Source organism: Glaciimonas sp. GG7 (assembly GCF_052976905.1).
Genome location: NZ_JBRIIQ010000084.1, coordinates 1 through 16,584 on the forward strand (window position 1 = coordinate 1; position 16,584 = coordinate 16,584).

Below are 16,584 nucleotides of genomic sequence, written 5' to 3' on the forward strand. Positions count from 1 at the left end.
TCACAAGCACGGACTCCGCCTCGGAATGGTCGATTGCGTTGTTCACCATTTCAGTGACGCCGTGATGCCAGATTCTCCTGACATTTTCAGCTAAGTCGGCCACAACGGGGGCGCACTGATCGCGCCACACGGTATCTTCAGAAAGCCCGGCGCGGACATACGAATGTTGCTGCGTCACGGTATTGACCAGATGGTAGGACGTTCCCCGGCCAGCGCCGGTTGATTCGATGATCCCATTTTTCTTCAGACGTGCTAGCCACGTGCTTGCGGATTGTCTGGACATGTTGCATTTTTCAGCAAGACGTAGCGCGACATTCTTATCGCTTTGATCGATCAGTCGGCAAATTAAGATGAGATCTGGAGTTTTCATGACATGGATTGTCGTCTGAACGCCAACTATCCGTCAAGAAAATTAATAATAATTGTAAAGTTATTTGATGAAATCATCACTTATAACCATGAAAAAATACATTCATATTTTATTTTTTGACAATCATTGGCGACACGAAAATCCTCTGCCGCACCTGCGCAGCAGCGTCTTGCGCCGCTAAACGGCTGGCAAATGGCCCTGCATACACGCGATAAACGCCCCCTGCGACTACCTTGTCCAATGCGCTGACGACGCCGGTCAGCTCCTGCAACAATCGCTGTCGCGTTGCCTCGGCATTGGCCTCACTGGTGAAGGCACCTAACTGCAAGTAATAGCCTGGCGCTGAAGGATATCCTTGATTGTCTGCCGCCAATGCGTCTATAGCGTCGCCGGGACGACTGACCGGGCTATCTGAGTCAGGCGCTCCGGCAAAGCTTTCTGAGGCAGGCGCAAGCGCTGGCGATGCGCCTGCCTGTTTGCGTATGGCGAGAATATCGGCTGGCAGCAAGCGTTCAACCTCTAGCTGACCGCTGCCAGTTCCCAGATAACCTAACCGGAGTGCTGCGGTGTAGGACAGATCAATAATGCGGGTGGAATGAAACGGCCCACGATCGTTGATGCGCACGATGACTTGTTTGCCGGTTTTCAGATTGGTCACGCGGGCGTAGGACGGAATCGGCAAGGTTGGATGCGCGGCCGTCATTTTGTACATATCGTACGGCTCGCCTGAAGAGGTACGTTTTTTATGGAATTTTTTGCCATACCAAGTCCCCATGCCACGTTGGACGAACGGTTGATCGTCGATCAATGGCGTATAGGTTTTGCCGAATACGACGTAGGGTTTATTGCCGGTGCGTGAATAGGGTTCAATCTCCGGCACGGCATCGGCAACATTTTCTAACCCGTCCGGGATGTCGTCCCCGGGACCGTCGTCCTTGTAATAGCCGCCGCGACCAGAACCGGCCTTTGGTAATACGGGTATGGATGGGGTGGCCTTCGTCGCCGACGGCGGTGGCGGCGAGCGCGTATCCGTGGCTGGCGGGGCGGTGCTGCACCCGGCCAAGATGAGCAGCGCAGCCAATGCGCTCCAGCTAATGGTGCGGTAATAATTGCGGTGGCGTAATGACATAGGCGCTTTCCTGATTTGATGAGACAAATGTCGCCGTCATTAAAACGGCGGGGGCCAATTATGTTGATGTCTCCACGCCACTGCGACAACACTTACCGAATGAAACATTCAAAACATCCTCAAGTCTGAATCAACTTGCGATGCCGCTGGATGCTCATCAATATCCCAGCTCCCAGCCCCAGCGTGACCAATGCCGTCCCGCCATAGCTCATAAAGGGTAGCGGCACGCCGACGACTGGCAAAATGCCACTGACCATGCCCATATTGACGAAGGCATACGTAAAGAAAATCATCGTGATGGCCCCTGCCAGCAAGCGCGTGAACATGGTCGGCGCGTTGGCGGCGATCATCAAACCACGGCCGATGAGCAAGACATAGAGGAATAACAAAATGCCATTCCCGATCAGACCGAACTCTTCTGAGAACACGGCAAAGATGAAATCGGTGGTGCGTTCTGGAATAAATTCGAGATGAGACTGCGTACCTTTGAGCCAGCCCTTACCGAAGATGCCGCCGGAACCGACCGCAATGGTCGACTGAATGATGTGGAAGCCTTTGCCCAGCGGGTCCGATGTCGGGTCGATCAACATCATGACGCGCTGGCGTTGATAGTCATGCAGCACAGTCCAGACGAGCGGCAAACTGACAGCGACAGCGATAACTAGTCCGGCCAAAATGCGCCAGGATAAACCGGCCAGAAAGATGACATAAAATCCGGCAGCCAGTACCAGCGTGCCAGTGCCTAAATCCGGTTGCCGGATAATCAGCCCGACAGGAAGCACCAGTAAGAGTGCGGCAACGGCGTAATCGCGCCAGGTAATCATGCCTTCGCGCTTCTGGAAATACCACGCCAGCATTAATGGCATGGCGATTTTCATAATTTCCGACGGTTGGATCACTATCCCTACATTGATCCAGCGACGCGCGCCTTTTTTGACCATGCCAAACATTGCTACAGCAATGAGCAGCATCACACCGAAGGTATAGATCGGCACGGCAAAGCGCATCAAGGTTTGCGGCGGGATGCTGGCGGCAACCCACATGACGACGAAGGCCACGAGAATATTGCGCAATTGATCCTCAACCCGTCCAGGGAAGTCAATCCCGGCGGAGTACAGGGTCACAATGCCGACCGCCAAAATGAGAAAAATAATCAGCGACAGTGCGCCATCAAAAATCGCGATGTGCGATTTAATTTGATGCCACCAGGAATGTTTGGGGGAGAAATTCATTGTTCAGTTCTCATTCATCATTCCCGATTACCCGCTGTTTCTGCGCCCGGTTTATAGGTCGGATCGTCATCATTGGCATCGTCAGCAGAGGGTTCATCCAATGGCGGCATACTCACGCCAGGCTTGTCTTTTTCACCAGGGCGCTTGCCGAGCAAATAATAATCCAGCGCCTTGCGGACGATGGGTGCAGCGGCTGCGGCCCCGAAACCACCGTTTTCAACGATCACGGCGATGGCGATGGTCGGTTTATCGGCGGGGGCAAAAGCGGTGTACAAGGCATGATCGCGAAAGCGTTCGCCGACGGTACGGGCGTTGTATTTTTCATTTTGCTTGATGGTAAACACCTGTGCGGTTCCCGTCTTGCCACCGGACTCATAACCGGCACCGGCAAACACCCGCGCAGCCGTTCCAGAGTGGGTCACGCCGACCATGGCATTTTTGATGACATCGATATTTTCTTGCTTTAAGGGAATACGAAAACTTTCTTTTGGCACGGTCACGGTGCGCACATGCGTGAGGCTGTTTTCAATAATTTTCACTAAATGCGGCTTCATGACGATGCCGTTATTGACCAGCGTGGCCGTCGCGTGCGCGATTTGCAGTGGCGTGAATGCATTAAAACCTTGACCAATACCGAGAGAAATCGTGTCGCCACCCTGCCATTTCTGACGCGCAGCAGTTTTGTAGGCGGCGCGCTTCCATGCGGTCGACGGCAGCAAGCCACTGCGTTCATGTTCGAGATCAATACCCGTAATCTGACCGAAGCCAAACGGTTTCATGAAGTCATGAATGGCGTCGACGCCTAAGTCATTGGCCAACATGTAGAAATAGGTATCGCAGGATTCGACGATGGCTTTGTACATATTGACGATGCCATGACCGCCTACTTTGTCATCGCGGAAACGGTGTCCGCCGAGCATAAAAAAGCCTTGGTCTCGAATCGATTGCTCCGGCGTGCGCTTACCCAGCTCTAGTGCGGCCAGGGCCATGAATGGCTTATAGGTGGAGCCCGGTGGATAAGCACCATTCATGGGCCGATTAATCAATGGATGGTCGGGTGAGTTGAGCAATTCGTCCCAACTTTGTTGATCAATGCCATCAACAAACAGATTCAAATCGTAGCTGGGTTGCGATACATAGGCCAGAATATCGCCGGTTGCCGGATCGATGGCAACCAAGGCGCCGCGACGATCTCCGAATGCTTCCTGAATGACTTTCTGCAATTCGATATCAATGGAAAGAATCAGATTGTTGCCGGGGATAGCGGAGGTACGCGATAAGGTGCGCACCGCACGGCCGCTGGCGGAGACTTCGATTTCCTCGTAACCGGTGGTGCCGTGTAGTTGACTTTCATAACTTTTTTCGAGGCCTTCCTTGCCGATGTAATCGGTGCCTTTGTAATTAGCGGACTCTTCACGCTCATCAAGGCCTTCGACGTCTTTTTGGCTGATGCGACCGATGTAGCCGATCACATGGGCGGCAACGTCGCCTAACGGGTATTCGCGGAACAAACGGGCTTGCACGTCTACGCCGGGAAAGCGATACCGCTGCACAGTAAATTTGGCGACTTCTTCGTCCGTCAGACGGGTGCGGATCGGCAGGCTGGCGAAACTTTTGGAGTCGTCCATGAGCTTCTTGAAACGCCGTCTGTCTTTGGGGCTAATCTCTATCAATTGGGCTAAATCATTGATCACATCTTCGAGCTTGCCATTAATTTTGGAGCGGGTGATTTCGAGTGTATAGGCGGAATAATTGCGAGCCAGTACGACGCCGTTGCGGTCCAGAATTAACCCGCGATTCGGGACTACAGGAACTAAGGAAATCCGGTTTTCTTCAGCTTGTGCGGCATAGGCTGTGTGACGCACGACTTGCAGCCATACGAAACGCGCCACCAACAACAAAAAACAAAACAAAACAAACAGGACCGCGGCAGTAATGCGGACCCGGAAATTGTGTAGTTCGCGTTCAGTATTCTTAAATTCGGTCATGGAATATGCGCCTTTAATGACTGGCGCAGAGGGTAATCGGGCCAGCGCTAAAGCCAACCCTCAGGGTTAAGTAGCATCAGATCGGACGATTATCATCACGATTAATGGCACGCCGTTGTGGTGCCAATAACAACCAGCTCAGTAGCGGCCATAGCAGCATGCTGACGAAGCTTTCAGTGAAATACAACCAGCCGGGAAACTTGCCGCTAATAATGAGCCGCAATACCAACTGCACCGCTTGCGTGAGCAATAACAACGGCAAGATATGAAGGGCCTGACCTAGCGGCGAAAACCACAAAACGCGCCGATGGATCATGATTGCGAAGTACGAAAGAAGGGTGTACGCCAAGGCATTTTGGCCTAGCAAAGTGGCGCTGTGCACATCTGCCAGCAAGCCCATGCAAAAGGCAATCACGATGCCGATTTTGCGCGGCTGATGAATGCTCCAGAATATCAGGACCAATGCGACAAAATCCGGCACAGCGGGCCATTGACCCCAAGGCATGAGATTGAAAAAGAATGCCAGCAACAATGTCAGCGCGATAAAAAGCGAATTGGCTGGCAATAAAATATAGTGCGGGCGGTTCATCGACCACGCTCCTGCAGATTGTTGGTTTTGGCGTCTTTGGCAACATTGCTCACTGCTGCTTTTGCGGCATTCTTTGCGGCGTCTTTATTGGCCTGGATATCAGCTTCTTTTGCCGCTTCTTGCGCTTTTTCTCTCGGGCTATCGGACAACCGCCGTTTGCTCAAGGTGTCCACTTTACCGTTACTTGGTTTAATGACTTCGTCAGGACGTGGCGCAGGATGCGGATCCACCAGCAAGATCAGCAACTGCTTATGGCGGTCGATACCTGCGGCCGGTTCACAAACGATATGCGCGAAGGCGTCGGCGGATTTATTTTCCACCAGCACCACTTTCGCAACCGCGAGACCCGGTGGATACACTCCATCGATGCCGGAAGTAACGAGGACATCGTCTTTTTTGATATCCGCATTAGCAGCCATGAAACGCAAGTCCAGGAACCCGGACTGGCCGCGACCATAGGCGACACTGCGCAAACCATTGCGCAGCACTTGCACCGGAATCGCCTGATCCTTGTCGGTCAGCAACGTCACTTCGGAAGTAAAAGGAAACACGCGCGTGACCTGGCCGACAATCCCGGCGTCGTCGATCACGGGCTGGCCGGTCTGAACGCCTTGTTGCGCACCGCGATCCATGACGACTTTGCGCGTAAACGGGTCACGTGCATCGTAGAGGATTTCGCTCATCACCGATTTGACCGGCAATTGTTGTTGCGCGCCAAGTAACTTGCGTAGCTGGACGTTTTCTGCGGCGAGCAGTTGCGCTTGTTGGAGTTGCTGCGCACGTGCTACTTGTTCGTGACGTAACTCCCGGTTTTCTTTTTCCACTGAAGAAAGGGTCGCGAAATAGTCAACCATCTGATAAGCCGCATCCCGCGGCATCAAGGCCAGCGCTTGCATGGGGTACAACACCGTACCGACGGCTTGTCGCAGGAATATGAGCGCATGCAGACGTGCATCGGCGATCAGGAGCGCCACGGCCAGCAATGTACAAACGATTGCTTTTGCACGTGCCGAAGCGCCTTGCTTAAAGAGTGGCGGCGGGCTGTATTCCATCGATGGTAAACAGTTGGTGAGTTACTAAATGAAAGCGCAATAAAAGCGAAATGAAAGAAAACACATCAAAAAGACGGTCCCTAACACAAAAGGCCGGGCAGGGAATATCCGGCCCAGCCACTTACTACCTACCTGAAACCGGGCAGGGCACGTTATTTTGTCATCTGTGTGAATTAAATTATTCGTAAGAGAATATTGAGCCTAGCTTGTCCATCCGCTCCAGCGCCATACCAGAGCCGCGCACCACGCAGGTCAGCGGGTCTTCGGCAACAATCACGGGTAAACCGGTTTCTTCCATCAGCAAGCGATCGAGGTCGCGCAGCAAAGCGCCGCCGCCGGTGAGCATCATGCCTTTTTCAGCGATGTCTGCGCCGAGTTCTGGCGGTGTTTGCTCCAGTGCATTCTTGACCGCTGAGACGATGTTATTGAGCGGATCGGTCAGCGCTTCGAGAATTTCGTTGCTGGAAATAGTAAACGAGCGCGGAATACCTTCCGACAGGTTGCGTCCCTTGACTTCCATTTCCCTGACTTCTGAGCCCGGGAATGCAGAACCGATAGCTTTTTTGATCGCTTCAGCAGTTTGCTCGCCGATCAACATGCCGTAGTTGCGGCGAATGTAATTAACGATCGCTTCGTCAAACTTGTCGCCGCCAACGCGTACCGACCCTTTGTACACCATGCCGCCCAGCGAGATGATGCCGACTTCCGTGGTACCGCCGCCAATATCGACGACCATCGAACCGGTTGCGTCCGACACCGGCAAACCAGCGCCGATGGCAGCGGCCATAGGCTCTTCGATCAAAAATACTTGCGAAGCACCGGCGCCCAACGCTGACTCACGAATGGCACGACGCTCAACCTGGGTCGAACCGCAAGGAACGCAGATGATGATGCGCGGGGAAGGACGGAACATTTTGGTGTCGTGCACCATGCGAATGAACTGCTTGAGCATTTGCTCGGTGACGGTAAAATCGGCGATTACGCCATCTTTCATCGGGCGAATCGCCTCGATATTGCCGGGAACCTTGCCCAGCATTTGCTTGGCTTCGCGGCCAACGGCCTGAATCGTTTTTTTGCCGTTTGGGCCGCCTTGCTGGCGAATAGCAACAACGGATGGTTCATCAAGAACAATGCCCTTGTCACGGACATAAATAAGCGTATTCGCAGTCCCCAGATCAATCGCCAAATCGTTCGAAAAGTAACTGCGTAAAAATCCAAACATGAATTGTCCTGATGCGCAACAATGGTGCGCTTAAGCGTTTAATAGGGAAGTTCTAGTGTCTGCACATGGCCAATTTCAGGGCCTGTCAAAACCTGCGGCACGCTCAACCAGACTGCAATACTTGTAAATGTATTGCCTATCCGCAACAATTTGCGGGTCTTGGTTGGTTCTGCTACGGTTTTTAAAGCTGCACTTCGGCGGCATGCGGCATAGACGCGACATTCTACCTTATAATTTGAACCAGATTGATCGACAAAGGGCGAGAAATGCCGACCTTTTACAAAGCTTTAAGAAGTTTTATCGACATTAACCCATCTTTTTCAACCTTTTAGCCGGGGTGCATTTTGCGCCACCAAAAAACATGTCATTAGCCCATTCCGACGTTAAACGCATTGCCAATCTTGCACGCCTTGAGCTCACCGAAGATCAAGTCACGGCAACCTTAGACAAACTTAACGGCATCTTTTCGCTGGTTGAACAGCTACGTGCCGTCGATACCACTGGCGTGGAGCCATTGAGCCATCCCATTGCCGCTATCCAGACCAATCTTTCGCTGCGTCTGCGCGACGATGTCGTCACTGAATCGAATCGCCGCGAAGATTATCAACGTCCGGCCCCGGCGGTCGAGGATGGGCTTTATTTAGTGCCCAAAGTGATTGAATAATAAAAAAGAGGACGCAATGTCGCTACCGCGACGTTGCATCATTTACATCCTCTGGCATGAATAATTCATTTATTTAATTACTTACGCGCAATGTTGCATCGTTTTAAGCAGCTTGCCCTTGCAACAAGCCCGCCATTCAAGCTTCTATCCCATGCATACCAAAACTCTTAAACAACTATCGACTCTGTTACACGAAAAGAAAATTTCTTCCGTGGAACTGGCGACCCAATTTCTGGCCCGCATTGCGCACAGCGATCTCAACGCCTTTCTGCACGTCGATCAAGACTTAACGTTGCAACAAGCACGCGCAGCCGACGAGCGCTTCGCACAAAACACCAGCACGCCCCTGACCGGCATACCGATTGCGCACAAAGATATCTTTGTCACGCAAGATTGGCGCTCAACGGCTGGCTCCAAAATGCTGGAAAATTACATCAGCCCCTTTGATGCAACAGTGGTATCGCATTTTAAAGACGCCGGCATGGTCCATCTGGGCAAGCTGAACTGCGATGAATTTGCGATGGGCTCATCGAATGAGAACTCGTTCTTCGGTGCGGTCAAAAATCCCTGGGACAAAACCGCGATCCCGGGTGGATCATCCGGAGGATCGGCGGCAGCTGTAGCGGCACGTCTGACTCCGGCTGCCACGGCGACGGACACCGGCGGCTCCATCCGCCAACCCGCCTCACTGTGCGGCGTAACCGGCATCAAACCCACCTACGGCAGCGTATCGCGCTTCGGCATGATCGCGTTTGCATCATCGCTCGATCAGGCAGGGCCAATTGCCCAAACGGCGGAAGATTGCGCACTCTTACTCAACGCCATGGTCGGCTTTGACCCACGCGATTCAACCAGTCTGGAGCGCCCGAAAGAAGATTTCACCCGCGACCTGAACAACGACATCAAAGGGTTACGCATCGGGATTCCGCGTGAGTATTTCAGCAGCGGCTTAGCGCCCGATGTTGAGGAGGCAGTCCGTGCGGCGCTACGCGAATATGAAAAACTTGGCGCGGTGTTAGTCGATATTTCTTTACCAAAAACGGAGTTGTCAATTCCGGTGTATTACGTAATCGCTCCGGCCGAAGCATCGTCAAACCTGAGCCGTTTCGACGGCGTTCGCTACGGCCATCGCGCCGCCAATTACAAAGACCTCGCTGACATGTATCAAAAATCTCGCGCAGAGGGATTTGGCGAAGAAGTCAAACGTCGGATTTTGGTTGGCGCTTATGTGTTGTCGCACGGCTATTACGACGCCTACTATTTGCAAGCGCAAAAAATTCGCCGTTTAATCGCACAAGATTTTCAGACAGCACTGACCGGTCCGAACCGACTGTGCGACGTCATCATGGGCCCGGTGTCACCCACCGTTGCGTGGGATTTAGGTGCCAAAGTCAACGATCCGGTGGCAAACTATCTGGCCGATATTTACACGCTGTCAAGCAGTCTGGCAGGCTTGCCGGGGATGTCGATTCCGTGCGGTTTTGGTCAGGGCGAAAAGAATGCGCATCGTCCGGTTGGTCTGCAAATTATTGGGAGTTATTTCGATGAAGCCAAACTACTCAATGTCGCCCATCAATATCAACAGGTAACCGACTGGCATCTGCGTACGCCGGATTAAACATCCAACTGTTCCATTAGCCATCAGGCTACTCACAGGACTAACCTTAACGAGAAAACTGACTATGCGCGTAATCCACCAATTTCTACTGCGTTGTTTGCCACCACTATTTCTATTGATCGGACTGTCGGCGTTATCGATGCCGATTAATGCGCAACAATTACATACCAAATTTAGTTGCAACGAAAGCCGCAATGAAGATGGCGAAAAAGTAATTTATGCCGACGGCGGTCAAATAGATTTGAATGGTAATAAAGTAGAAGAATTTCGCTGGGAGTCAGACCAATACCGCGCTATGCACGGCTTCGATTGCAGCGTCGACGAAAGCGACGAACCGGTCGCTGAAGTCATGACAGAAGAAGACAAAGACAGTTGGCGCATCAGCCTCAGAGATCCTGTTGCAGCACGCCACCAGCGTGGTTATGACTTCTTTAACCATGGTAAAAATTGCAGTATTCGCCTCCAGCGCGATGGCGACACTTTGCACATCAAACCGAGCTGTCCGGCATTGTGCGGTTCAAGAGTGAATTTCACAGAACTCACGGTCGATGTCAAAACCGGCACTTGTAGTTATCAAAAATAGGACTGACGCAAAATTGTTCCAGCAAGGCAGACTTTTGATGCCAGTACTTTAATAACGCCGCTGGGGCGATTTTGCATTAGTCCTAAAGAATAAATAAATGCGGGAAATCTGCACCTACGAAATAAGCGAGAAAATTATGCAATGGGAAGTCGTGATCGGTCTGGAAACGCATGCGCAACTCTCGACCAAATCTAAAATTTTTAGTGGTTCGTCCACACAATTCGGCGCTGAGCCCAATACACAGGCCAGTCCGGTTGACCTGGCGTTGCCGGGCGTGTTGCCAGTACTGAACCGCGGAGCCGTTGAGCGCGCCATTCAGTTCGGTCTGGCGGTCAACGCCGTCATCGCGCCGCAATCGATTTTTGCGCGCAAAAATTATTTTTACCCTGATTTGCCGAAGGGCTATCAAATCAGTCAGTTCGAAATCCCGGTGGTACAAGGCGGCAAAGTTGCCTTCGTTCTGGAAAAAGACGGCAAGAGTGAAATCCGCTCAGTCCAGTTGACCCGCGCCCATCTGGAAGAAGACGCCGGTAAATCACTGCACGAAGATTATCAAGGCATGACCGGAATCGATTTAAACCGCGCCGGCACGCCGCTGCTGGAAATCGTCACCGAACCCGATATGCGCAGCGCTGCGGAAGCCGTAGCCTACGCCAAAGCGCTGCATGCACTGGTGATGTGGCTGGGCATTTCGGACGGCAATATGCAGGAAGGTTCTTTCCGTTGCGATGCCAATGTTTCAGTACGTCCGGTTGGACAAAAAGAATACGGCACGCGGCGCGAAGTAAAAAATCTGAACTCGTTCCGCTTCCTCGAAGAGGCGATCAATTACGAAGTCCAGAATCAAATCGAAACCATCGAAGACGGCGGCACCATTCGTCAGGAAACTCGGCTCTACGATCCCGAAAAAAAAGAAACCCGCTCCATGCGCAGCAAGGAAGATTCGCAAGATTACCGCTACTTCCCGGATCCGGATTTACCGCCGCTGGTCATCGGTGCAGATTGGGTTGAACGCGTGCGTGCAACGATGCCGGAGTTGCCTGGCGCGATGCGTGAACGGTTTGTACGCGACCTTGGACTGTCGGAATACGACGCCATCGTCTTGACGCAATCGAAAGCCATGGCCGCTTATTTCGAAGCCGTCGTCATCGCCGCAGGCAAAGAGCAAGCCAAACCAGCGGCGAATTGGTTGATGGGCGATTTTTCTTCGACCCTCAATCGTGCAGGCGTCGATATCAGCGCCACCCCGGTCAATGCGACACAATTTGCATTGCTGCTAAAACGTATCGACGACGGCACGATCTCCAACAAAATCGCCAAAGAAGTATTTGCCGCGATGTGGGAAGCCAACGCTGCGCAAGATACGTTAGCCGACGAGATTATCGACAGCAAAGGTCTGAAGCAGATTTCCGACAGCGGCGCATTAGAAAAAATCATCGATGAAGTGTTGGCTGCCAACGCCAAATCTGTCGAAGAATTCCGCGCTGGCAAGGAGAAAGCATTCAACGCCTTAATCGGTCAGGCGATGAAAGCCAGCAAAGGCAAAGCCAATCCTGCACAACTGACGGAGTTGCTTAAGCAAAAACTGACTGCTTAATGTGATGCCAAGGGTGTAAAAGATGACCGTTTAGCGCGCGATGCGGGCCGGAAAAGATATTCTTTTCCGGCCCGCCCCTTTTGTGGCAGCGGTTTATCGGCTCGTTGCCGTTGTCTGATTACGGCTTAGCTCGCGGTAGCGTAGTAAGGTTGCGTCAAATTTTGCGTTGATATCAGCCGTATCGCGCTCGTGGTCGTGCATATTTTTTTTGCTGTTTTCAAGCGTATCCAGAGCATCATTTAGCGCGGCCTGGAGGTTTGGTGGGATTTTTTTATTCTGATAGAGCGCCGTCTCGCTCTGCACCATTTTCAACTGCTTTTCTTCCTCCAGTATCGACTCCAGATCATGCTTCACCATGCCCTGCGACAAACTGATGGAATAGCGCCGGGAAGATGCGATCTCGTCTTCGCTACGGTAGCGCGCCAGCAGCGCCCTGTCCTGTTGGCGCTGCGCGTCGGAGGCGGCAGTCGCCATGCGTTGACTCTCCTCTTTCAGATGCAACTGACGCTTTTCTTCTGCCGTGAGTGGCACGGCAATTTCACGTCTGAGTACGCCGCTATTACTTAACTCACGGATGACGCGATCACCGCATTCTGGCATAGGACGGTCAGAAGTAATTGTTCGACCAGCGGCATCCTTGCAAGAAAAAATCTGGCTGTGCACCGGGAGCTGAATGCTTATCAAGAGTAGCGAAATAGCAAACAAATGCCGCAAGCCAAAAGCGCTGGCGAAGCGAGCCATCAACGGCAGTGTTAATTGTTTTTTTACGCCAGAATGCATGCGCTTATCCACAAATTAATGCAGCACACGGTCACCCCGAAAATGTGAAGCCGACCGCGTGCGCTACCTAGTGATCTACGAAGGCGCTATCTCCCTGTCTCTAAAGCGGACAAAGAAAATCAGTTCACGCCGTAACGCGTCCGATACGCCGCCACGGCGTCTTTGTATTGCGCCAATTGTGGGTCTGTCCCCGCCGAAATATACGTCAGTAAATCATTCAGATTGCCTATCGAAATGACCGGTATGCCAAATTCACGCCCCACTTCTTCTACTGCCGATTGGGCCGACAGTGCGTCATCCTTGCCAGAGCGCTCCATCCGATCAAGCGCAATCAGTACCGCGCAGGGCGTCGCACCAGCGGCGCGAATCATGGCGACCGACTCCCGCACCGAGGTTCCGGCTGAAATCACGTCATCAATAATCACGACCCGTCCCTGCAACTTGCCGCCGACAATGGTGCCGCCTTCGCCATGATCCTTCGCTTCCTTACGGTTATACGCAAACGCCACGTTGCGGCCTTCCGCTGCGATTGCCACCGCCGTGGCCGAGGCTAACGTAATGCCTTTGTAAGCCGGTCCGAAGAGCATGTCGAACTCAACGCCAGAGTCGAGCAAGGTACGCGCATAAAACTGCGCCAATTGCGCCAGTGTTGCCCCCTCATTAAACAAGCCTGCATTAAAAAAGTAAGGCGATGTGCGCCCGGCCTTGGTAACGAATTCACCAAAGCGGAGCACCCCGGAGGCAACGGAAAAGGCAATAAATTCCTGGCGTAAATTGTTCAAAATAGTTTCCATACAGTAAATACGATCATTGAAATAACAAATGCGGCGTGTAGTCCCGCGCGAGTGACAAAGCGAGTGACAAATATTGTCGCTTCTATACTAAAAATCACCACTTTGCGTCATTCTAAATCCTCTTCACAGAATCGTGAGAATCAATTGCAAGCATCGTGCCCATACACAACGTCCCCATGTAGACTGCCAGATGCGCGGCGAAGCCGGACTATTTTCGGTACACTAGCGGCTATGCCGTCCCCTTCATCCCCTCCTGAAATTATTCACCGTGGCTTCGAGCACTATCACGTCAGCTTTGACGCCATGCGCGCATATACCGATGCCCGCACGCCCGACACCCCTGATCAGTTATGGATCGTTGAACATCCGCCGGTATTTACGCTAGGCTTAGCCGCTGATCCCGGGCATGTCCTCGCACCGCACGATATTGCCGTGATACAAACCGATCGCGGCGGCGAAGTCACGTATCACGGCCCCGGGCAGGTCGTCATTTATTTGCTCATCGATCTACGCCGCAAGCGCCTTGAAAGCCGCATGTTTGCCCGCGAATTTGTGCACGCCATCGAGCAGGCAGTTATCACGACACTCGCGGCGTATAATCTCGCCGGTGAGCGCAAGCCGGGCGCGCCCGGCATTTACGTCGCAGCAGGTCCGTGGCAAGGGGCCAAGATCGCAGCACTCGGCTTGAAAATTCGCGCCAGCGGTTGTACCTACCACGGCGTCTCACTCAATGTCGCCATGGATTTAGCACCATTTTCGTGGATCAATCCTTGCGGTTACGAAGGTCTGGTGACGGTTGACATGAAAATGCTGGGCATTGATGTTGCTTTACCTGCGGTGCAGTCAGCACTCGCTCACGAACTAATTAAACGCCTTAGTTGATGAGGCTTCACCACCCAATACTGCCGACACTATGACAACTGAAACCACTCCCCTGCACCCGGTCGAAGCCGCCGCTCCCGCCACCTACAATCCGCTAGAGAAGCAAAAAGGGGCCAGCAAGACCGCGCGCATTCCGATCAAGATTATTCCGATGGAACGCCTCAAAAAACCGGACTGGATCCGCGTCAAGGCCGCCTCGCCATCGACCCGCTTCTACGAAATCAAAGATATTCTGCGCGCCAATAGTCTGGTTACTGTCTGCGAAGAAGCCAGTTGCCCGAACATTGGCGAATGCTTCGGCAAAGGCACGGCAACCTTCATGATCATGGGCGACAAATGCACGCGCCGTTGCCCCTTCTGCGATGTCGGCCACGGTCGGCCAGACCCGCTTGATGTCAACGAACCAGAGAATCTGGCAAAAACCATCGCTGAGCTGCGTCTGAGTTATGTCGTCATCACCAGCGTAGACCGCGATGATTTGCGCGATGGCGGTGCTGGTCATTTCGCCGAATGCATCCGCCGCGTGCGCGAATTGTCGCCCAACACCCGCATAGAAATCCTGACCCCGGATTTCCGTGGCCGCATGGACCGCGCCCTCGACATCCTCAACGCCGCGCCCCCAGACGTCATGAACCACAATCTGGAAACCGCACCGCGTCTGTATAAAGAAGCCCGCCCGGGTTCAGATTATGCGTATTCGCTCAATCTACTTAAGCGCTTCAAAGCGCTGCATCCAAAGGTACCCACCAAATCCGGCATCATGGTCGGCCTGGGTGAAACCGATGAAGAAGTCTTACAAGTCATGCGCGACCTGCGTGCCCATGACGTCGACATGCTGACCATCGGCCAATATTTAATGCCTAGCGGCAATCACTTGCCGGTACGGCGCTACGTGCACCCGGACACTTTCAAAATGTACGAAGAAGAAGCCTACAAAATGGGTTTCGTCCACGCCGCCGTTGGTGCGATGGTGCGTAGTTCATATCATGCTGACGAGCAGGCGCATGATGTGTTGGCGGCGGCAGAGACTATGTCCAATCAACAGTAAACAAGCCGCGCTGATTCGCTTGAAGAAAGCGAAGAAGCGCGGCCTGATCGTGTAGTGCAAATCCCAGTCCCTCCATGTGGTCCAGCATTCGGCCCTGCCGTGTCAGAGTCATGGAGGAAATTTATTTCGCCAGCAACGCAATATACGCTTTATAGCCAAAACTACGATTCTTCCGTTGTCCCGTCATTTCAGTGACGATACCCAGTTCGGTGAGCATCTTGACCGCAGCGTTTGCGGTAGGGAAGCTGGTTGCTAATTTTTGCCGCGCCCGCTCGACAGTGAAACGCGGCATCATCGGCAGTAATTCGAATAAACGGTAGGCAGCAGATCCGGACTTGGGAGATTCAAGTAGGCGACGACGATCAGCAGCAACAAGCGTCGCGATCTCAACGATACTGTGTTCGGCTTCGGCGGCGGCAGCGGCTACGCCGTCAAGGAAGAATGAAACCCAGGCTTCCCAATTCCCCTCTGTCCGAATGCCAGACAATAATTTGTAGTACTCGGCCTGATGCCGTTTCAGATAACCGCTTAAATATAACAGCGGCTCTTGCAACAATCCCCACTGCTCCAACAAGGCAGCGATTAGCAAGCGGCCGATACGTCCATTGCCGTCCAGAAAAGGATGGATCGTTTCAAATTGCGCATGCACCAATGCGATCATAACCAGAGGCGGAAGCGCCGCCGGTTCTGTGTGGATGAAGCGCTCCACGTCAACCAGCAAATCTGCAACCTGATTGGCCGGTGGGGGTACGAACACGGCATTGCCAGGCCGACTGCCACCGATCCAGTTTTGTGAGCGACGGAGTTCTCCCGGCTGTTTGCCAGTTCCTCGCGCCCCGTCAAGCAGCAACCTGTGTGCATCGCACATCAGACGCACGCTGATCTGCAGCCCGTTGGTATCACGAAGATTGTCCTGTACCAAGCGGAAAGCACGCAGATAATTGGTTACCTCTTCAATGTCGTCGCTGTTGTTGACCTCGAGACCAGCCTCTTCATCAAACAAATCTGTCAAGGTGGCTTGTGTACCCTCGATCTG

At 52.9% G+C, this 16,584-nt stretch carries 15 protein-coding genes and 1 pseudogene; 6 read left to right on the forward strand and 10 right to left on the reverse strand.

The genetic code is table 11. The features are described 5' to 3' along the window. From ACVBEF_RS16385 to ACVBEF_RS16415, 7 genes and pseudogenes are all read right to left on the reverse strand, one after another. Positions 1 to 370, reverse strand: a pseudogene (locus ACVBEF_RS16385) (STAS-like domain-containing protein); the annotation flags it as partial. A 109-nt stretch (positions 371 to 479) separates the two neighbouring features. Then, complete coding sequence (locus tag ACVBEF_RS16390) at positions 480 to 1,499, reverse strand: septal ring lytic transglycosylase RlpA family protein (RefSeq protein ID WP_447124999.1); 1,020 nt, start codon at positions 1,497 to 1,499, stop codon at positions 480 to 482. Between the two features lie 119 nt (positions 1,500 to 1,618). Next, complete coding sequence (rodA, locus tag ACVBEF_RS16395) at positions 1,619 to 2,731, reverse strand: rod shape-determining protein RodA (RefSeq protein WP_447125000.1); 1,113 nt, start codon at positions 2,729 to 2,731, stop codon at positions 1,619 to 1,621. A 17-nt stretch (positions 2,732 to 2,748) separates the two neighbouring features. After that, a complete protein-coding gene (mrdA, locus tag ACVBEF_RS16400; RefSeq protein WP_447125001.1) occupies positions 2,749 to 4,719 on the reverse strand; it encodes a penicillin-binding protein 2 in 1,971 nt (656 codons plus the stop codon). A gap of 76 nt (positions 4,720 to 4,795) precedes the next feature. After that, positions 4,796 to 5,308 (reverse strand): rod shape-determining protein MreD, encoded by a 513-nt coding sequence (gene mreD / locus ACVBEF_RS16405; protein WP_447125002.1) that lies wholly within the window; start codon positions 5,306 to 5,308, stop codon positions 4,796 to 4,798. Beyond that, positions 5,305 to 6,360 (reverse strand): rod shape-determining protein MreC, encoded by a 1,056-nt coding sequence (gene mreC / locus ACVBEF_RS16410; RefSeq protein WP_447125003.1) that lies wholly within the window; start codon positions 6,358 to 6,360, stop codon positions 5,305 to 5,307. Before mreC ends, mreD begins: the two co-directional genes overlap by 4 nt. A 178-nt stretch (positions 6,361 to 6,538) precedes the next feature. After that, entirely contained in the window at positions 6,539 to 7,582 is a 1,044-nt protein-coding gene (locus ACVBEF_RS16415) for a rod shape-determining protein (protein WP_168056397.1), read from the reverse strand. A 361-nt stretch (positions 7,583 to 7,943) separates the two neighbouring features. Here ACVBEF_RS16415 and gatC point away from each other — a divergent pair, with 361 nt between their 5' ends. The 4 genes from gatC (at position 7,944) to gatB (ending at position 12,044) form a co-directional block, all read left to right on the forward strand. Next, a complete protein-coding gene (gatC, locus tag ACVBEF_RS16420; protein WP_447125004.1) occupies positions 7,944 to 8,246 on the forward strand; it encodes an Asp-tRNA(Asn)/Glu-tRNA(Gln) amidotransferase subunit GatC in 303 nt (100 codons plus the stop codon). Between the two features lie 151 nt (positions 8,247 to 8,397). Beyond that, complete coding sequence (gene gatA, locus ACVBEF_RS16425; RefSeq protein WP_447125005.1) at positions 8,398 to 9,864, forward strand: Asp-tRNA(Asn)/Glu-tRNA(Gln) amidotransferase subunit GatA; 1,467 nt, start codon at positions 8,398 to 8,400, stop codon at positions 9,862 to 9,864. A gap of 64 nt (positions 9,865 to 9,928) precedes the next feature. Then, complete coding sequence (locus ACVBEF_RS16430) at positions 9,929 to 10,447, forward strand: hypothetical protein (protein ID WP_447125006.1); 519 nt, start codon at positions 9,929 to 9,931, stop codon at positions 10,445 to 10,447. 97 nt (positions 10,448 to 10,544) lie between these two features. After that, complete coding sequence (gene gatB, locus ACVBEF_RS16435) at positions 10,545 to 12,044, forward strand: Asp-tRNA(Asn)/Glu-tRNA(Gln) amidotransferase subunit GatB (protein WP_447125007.1); 1,500 nt, start codon at positions 10,545 to 10,547, stop codon at positions 12,042 to 12,044. 93 nt (positions 12,045 to 12,137) lie between these two features. Here gatB and ACVBEF_RS16440 read toward each other — a convergent pair whose 3' ends face one another. Both ACVBEF_RS16440 and pyrE read right to left on the reverse strand, forming a co-directional pair. After that, positions 12,138 to 12,824 carry a hypothetical protein gene (locus ACVBEF_RS16440; protein ID WP_447125008.1) on the reverse strand — a complete coding sequence of 229 codons (687 nt, stop codon included), beginning with the start codon at positions 12,822 to 12,824 and terminating at the stop codon, positions 12,138 to 12,140. A 119-nt stretch (positions 12,825 to 12,943) separates the two neighbouring features. Beyond that, positions 12,944 to 13,606 (reverse strand): orotate phosphoribosyltransferase, encoded by a 663-nt coding sequence (pyrE, locus tag ACVBEF_RS16445; protein WP_447125009.1) that lies wholly within the window; start codon positions 13,604 to 13,606, stop codon positions 12,944 to 12,946. Between the two features lie 243 nt (positions 13,607 to 13,849). On the opposite strand from pyrE, the gene lipB reads away from it, so the two are divergent. Both lipB and lipA read left to right on the forward strand, forming a co-directional pair. Beyond that, positions 13,850 to 14,500: a lipoyl(octanoyl) transferase LipB gene (lipB, locus tag ACVBEF_RS16450; RefSeq protein WP_447125010.1), complete on the forward strand. Its 651-nt coding sequence runs from the start codon at positions 13,850 to 13,852 to the stop codon at positions 14,498 to 14,500. Between the two features lie 31 nt (positions 14,501 to 14,531). Further along, positions 14,532 to 15,548 (forward strand): lipoyl synthase, encoded by a 1,017-nt coding sequence (gene lipA, locus ACVBEF_RS16455; RefSeq protein WP_447125011.1) that lies wholly within the window; start codon positions 14,532 to 14,534, stop codon positions 15,546 to 15,548. A 121-nt stretch (positions 15,549 to 15,669) separates the two neighbouring features. On the opposite strand, the gene ACVBEF_RS16460 is transcribed toward lipA, so the two are convergent. After that, a partial coding sequence (locus tag ACVBEF_RS16460; RefSeq protein ID WP_447125012.1) for a Fic family protein occupies positions 15,670 to 16,584 on the reverse strand: 915 nt, incomplete at its 5' end.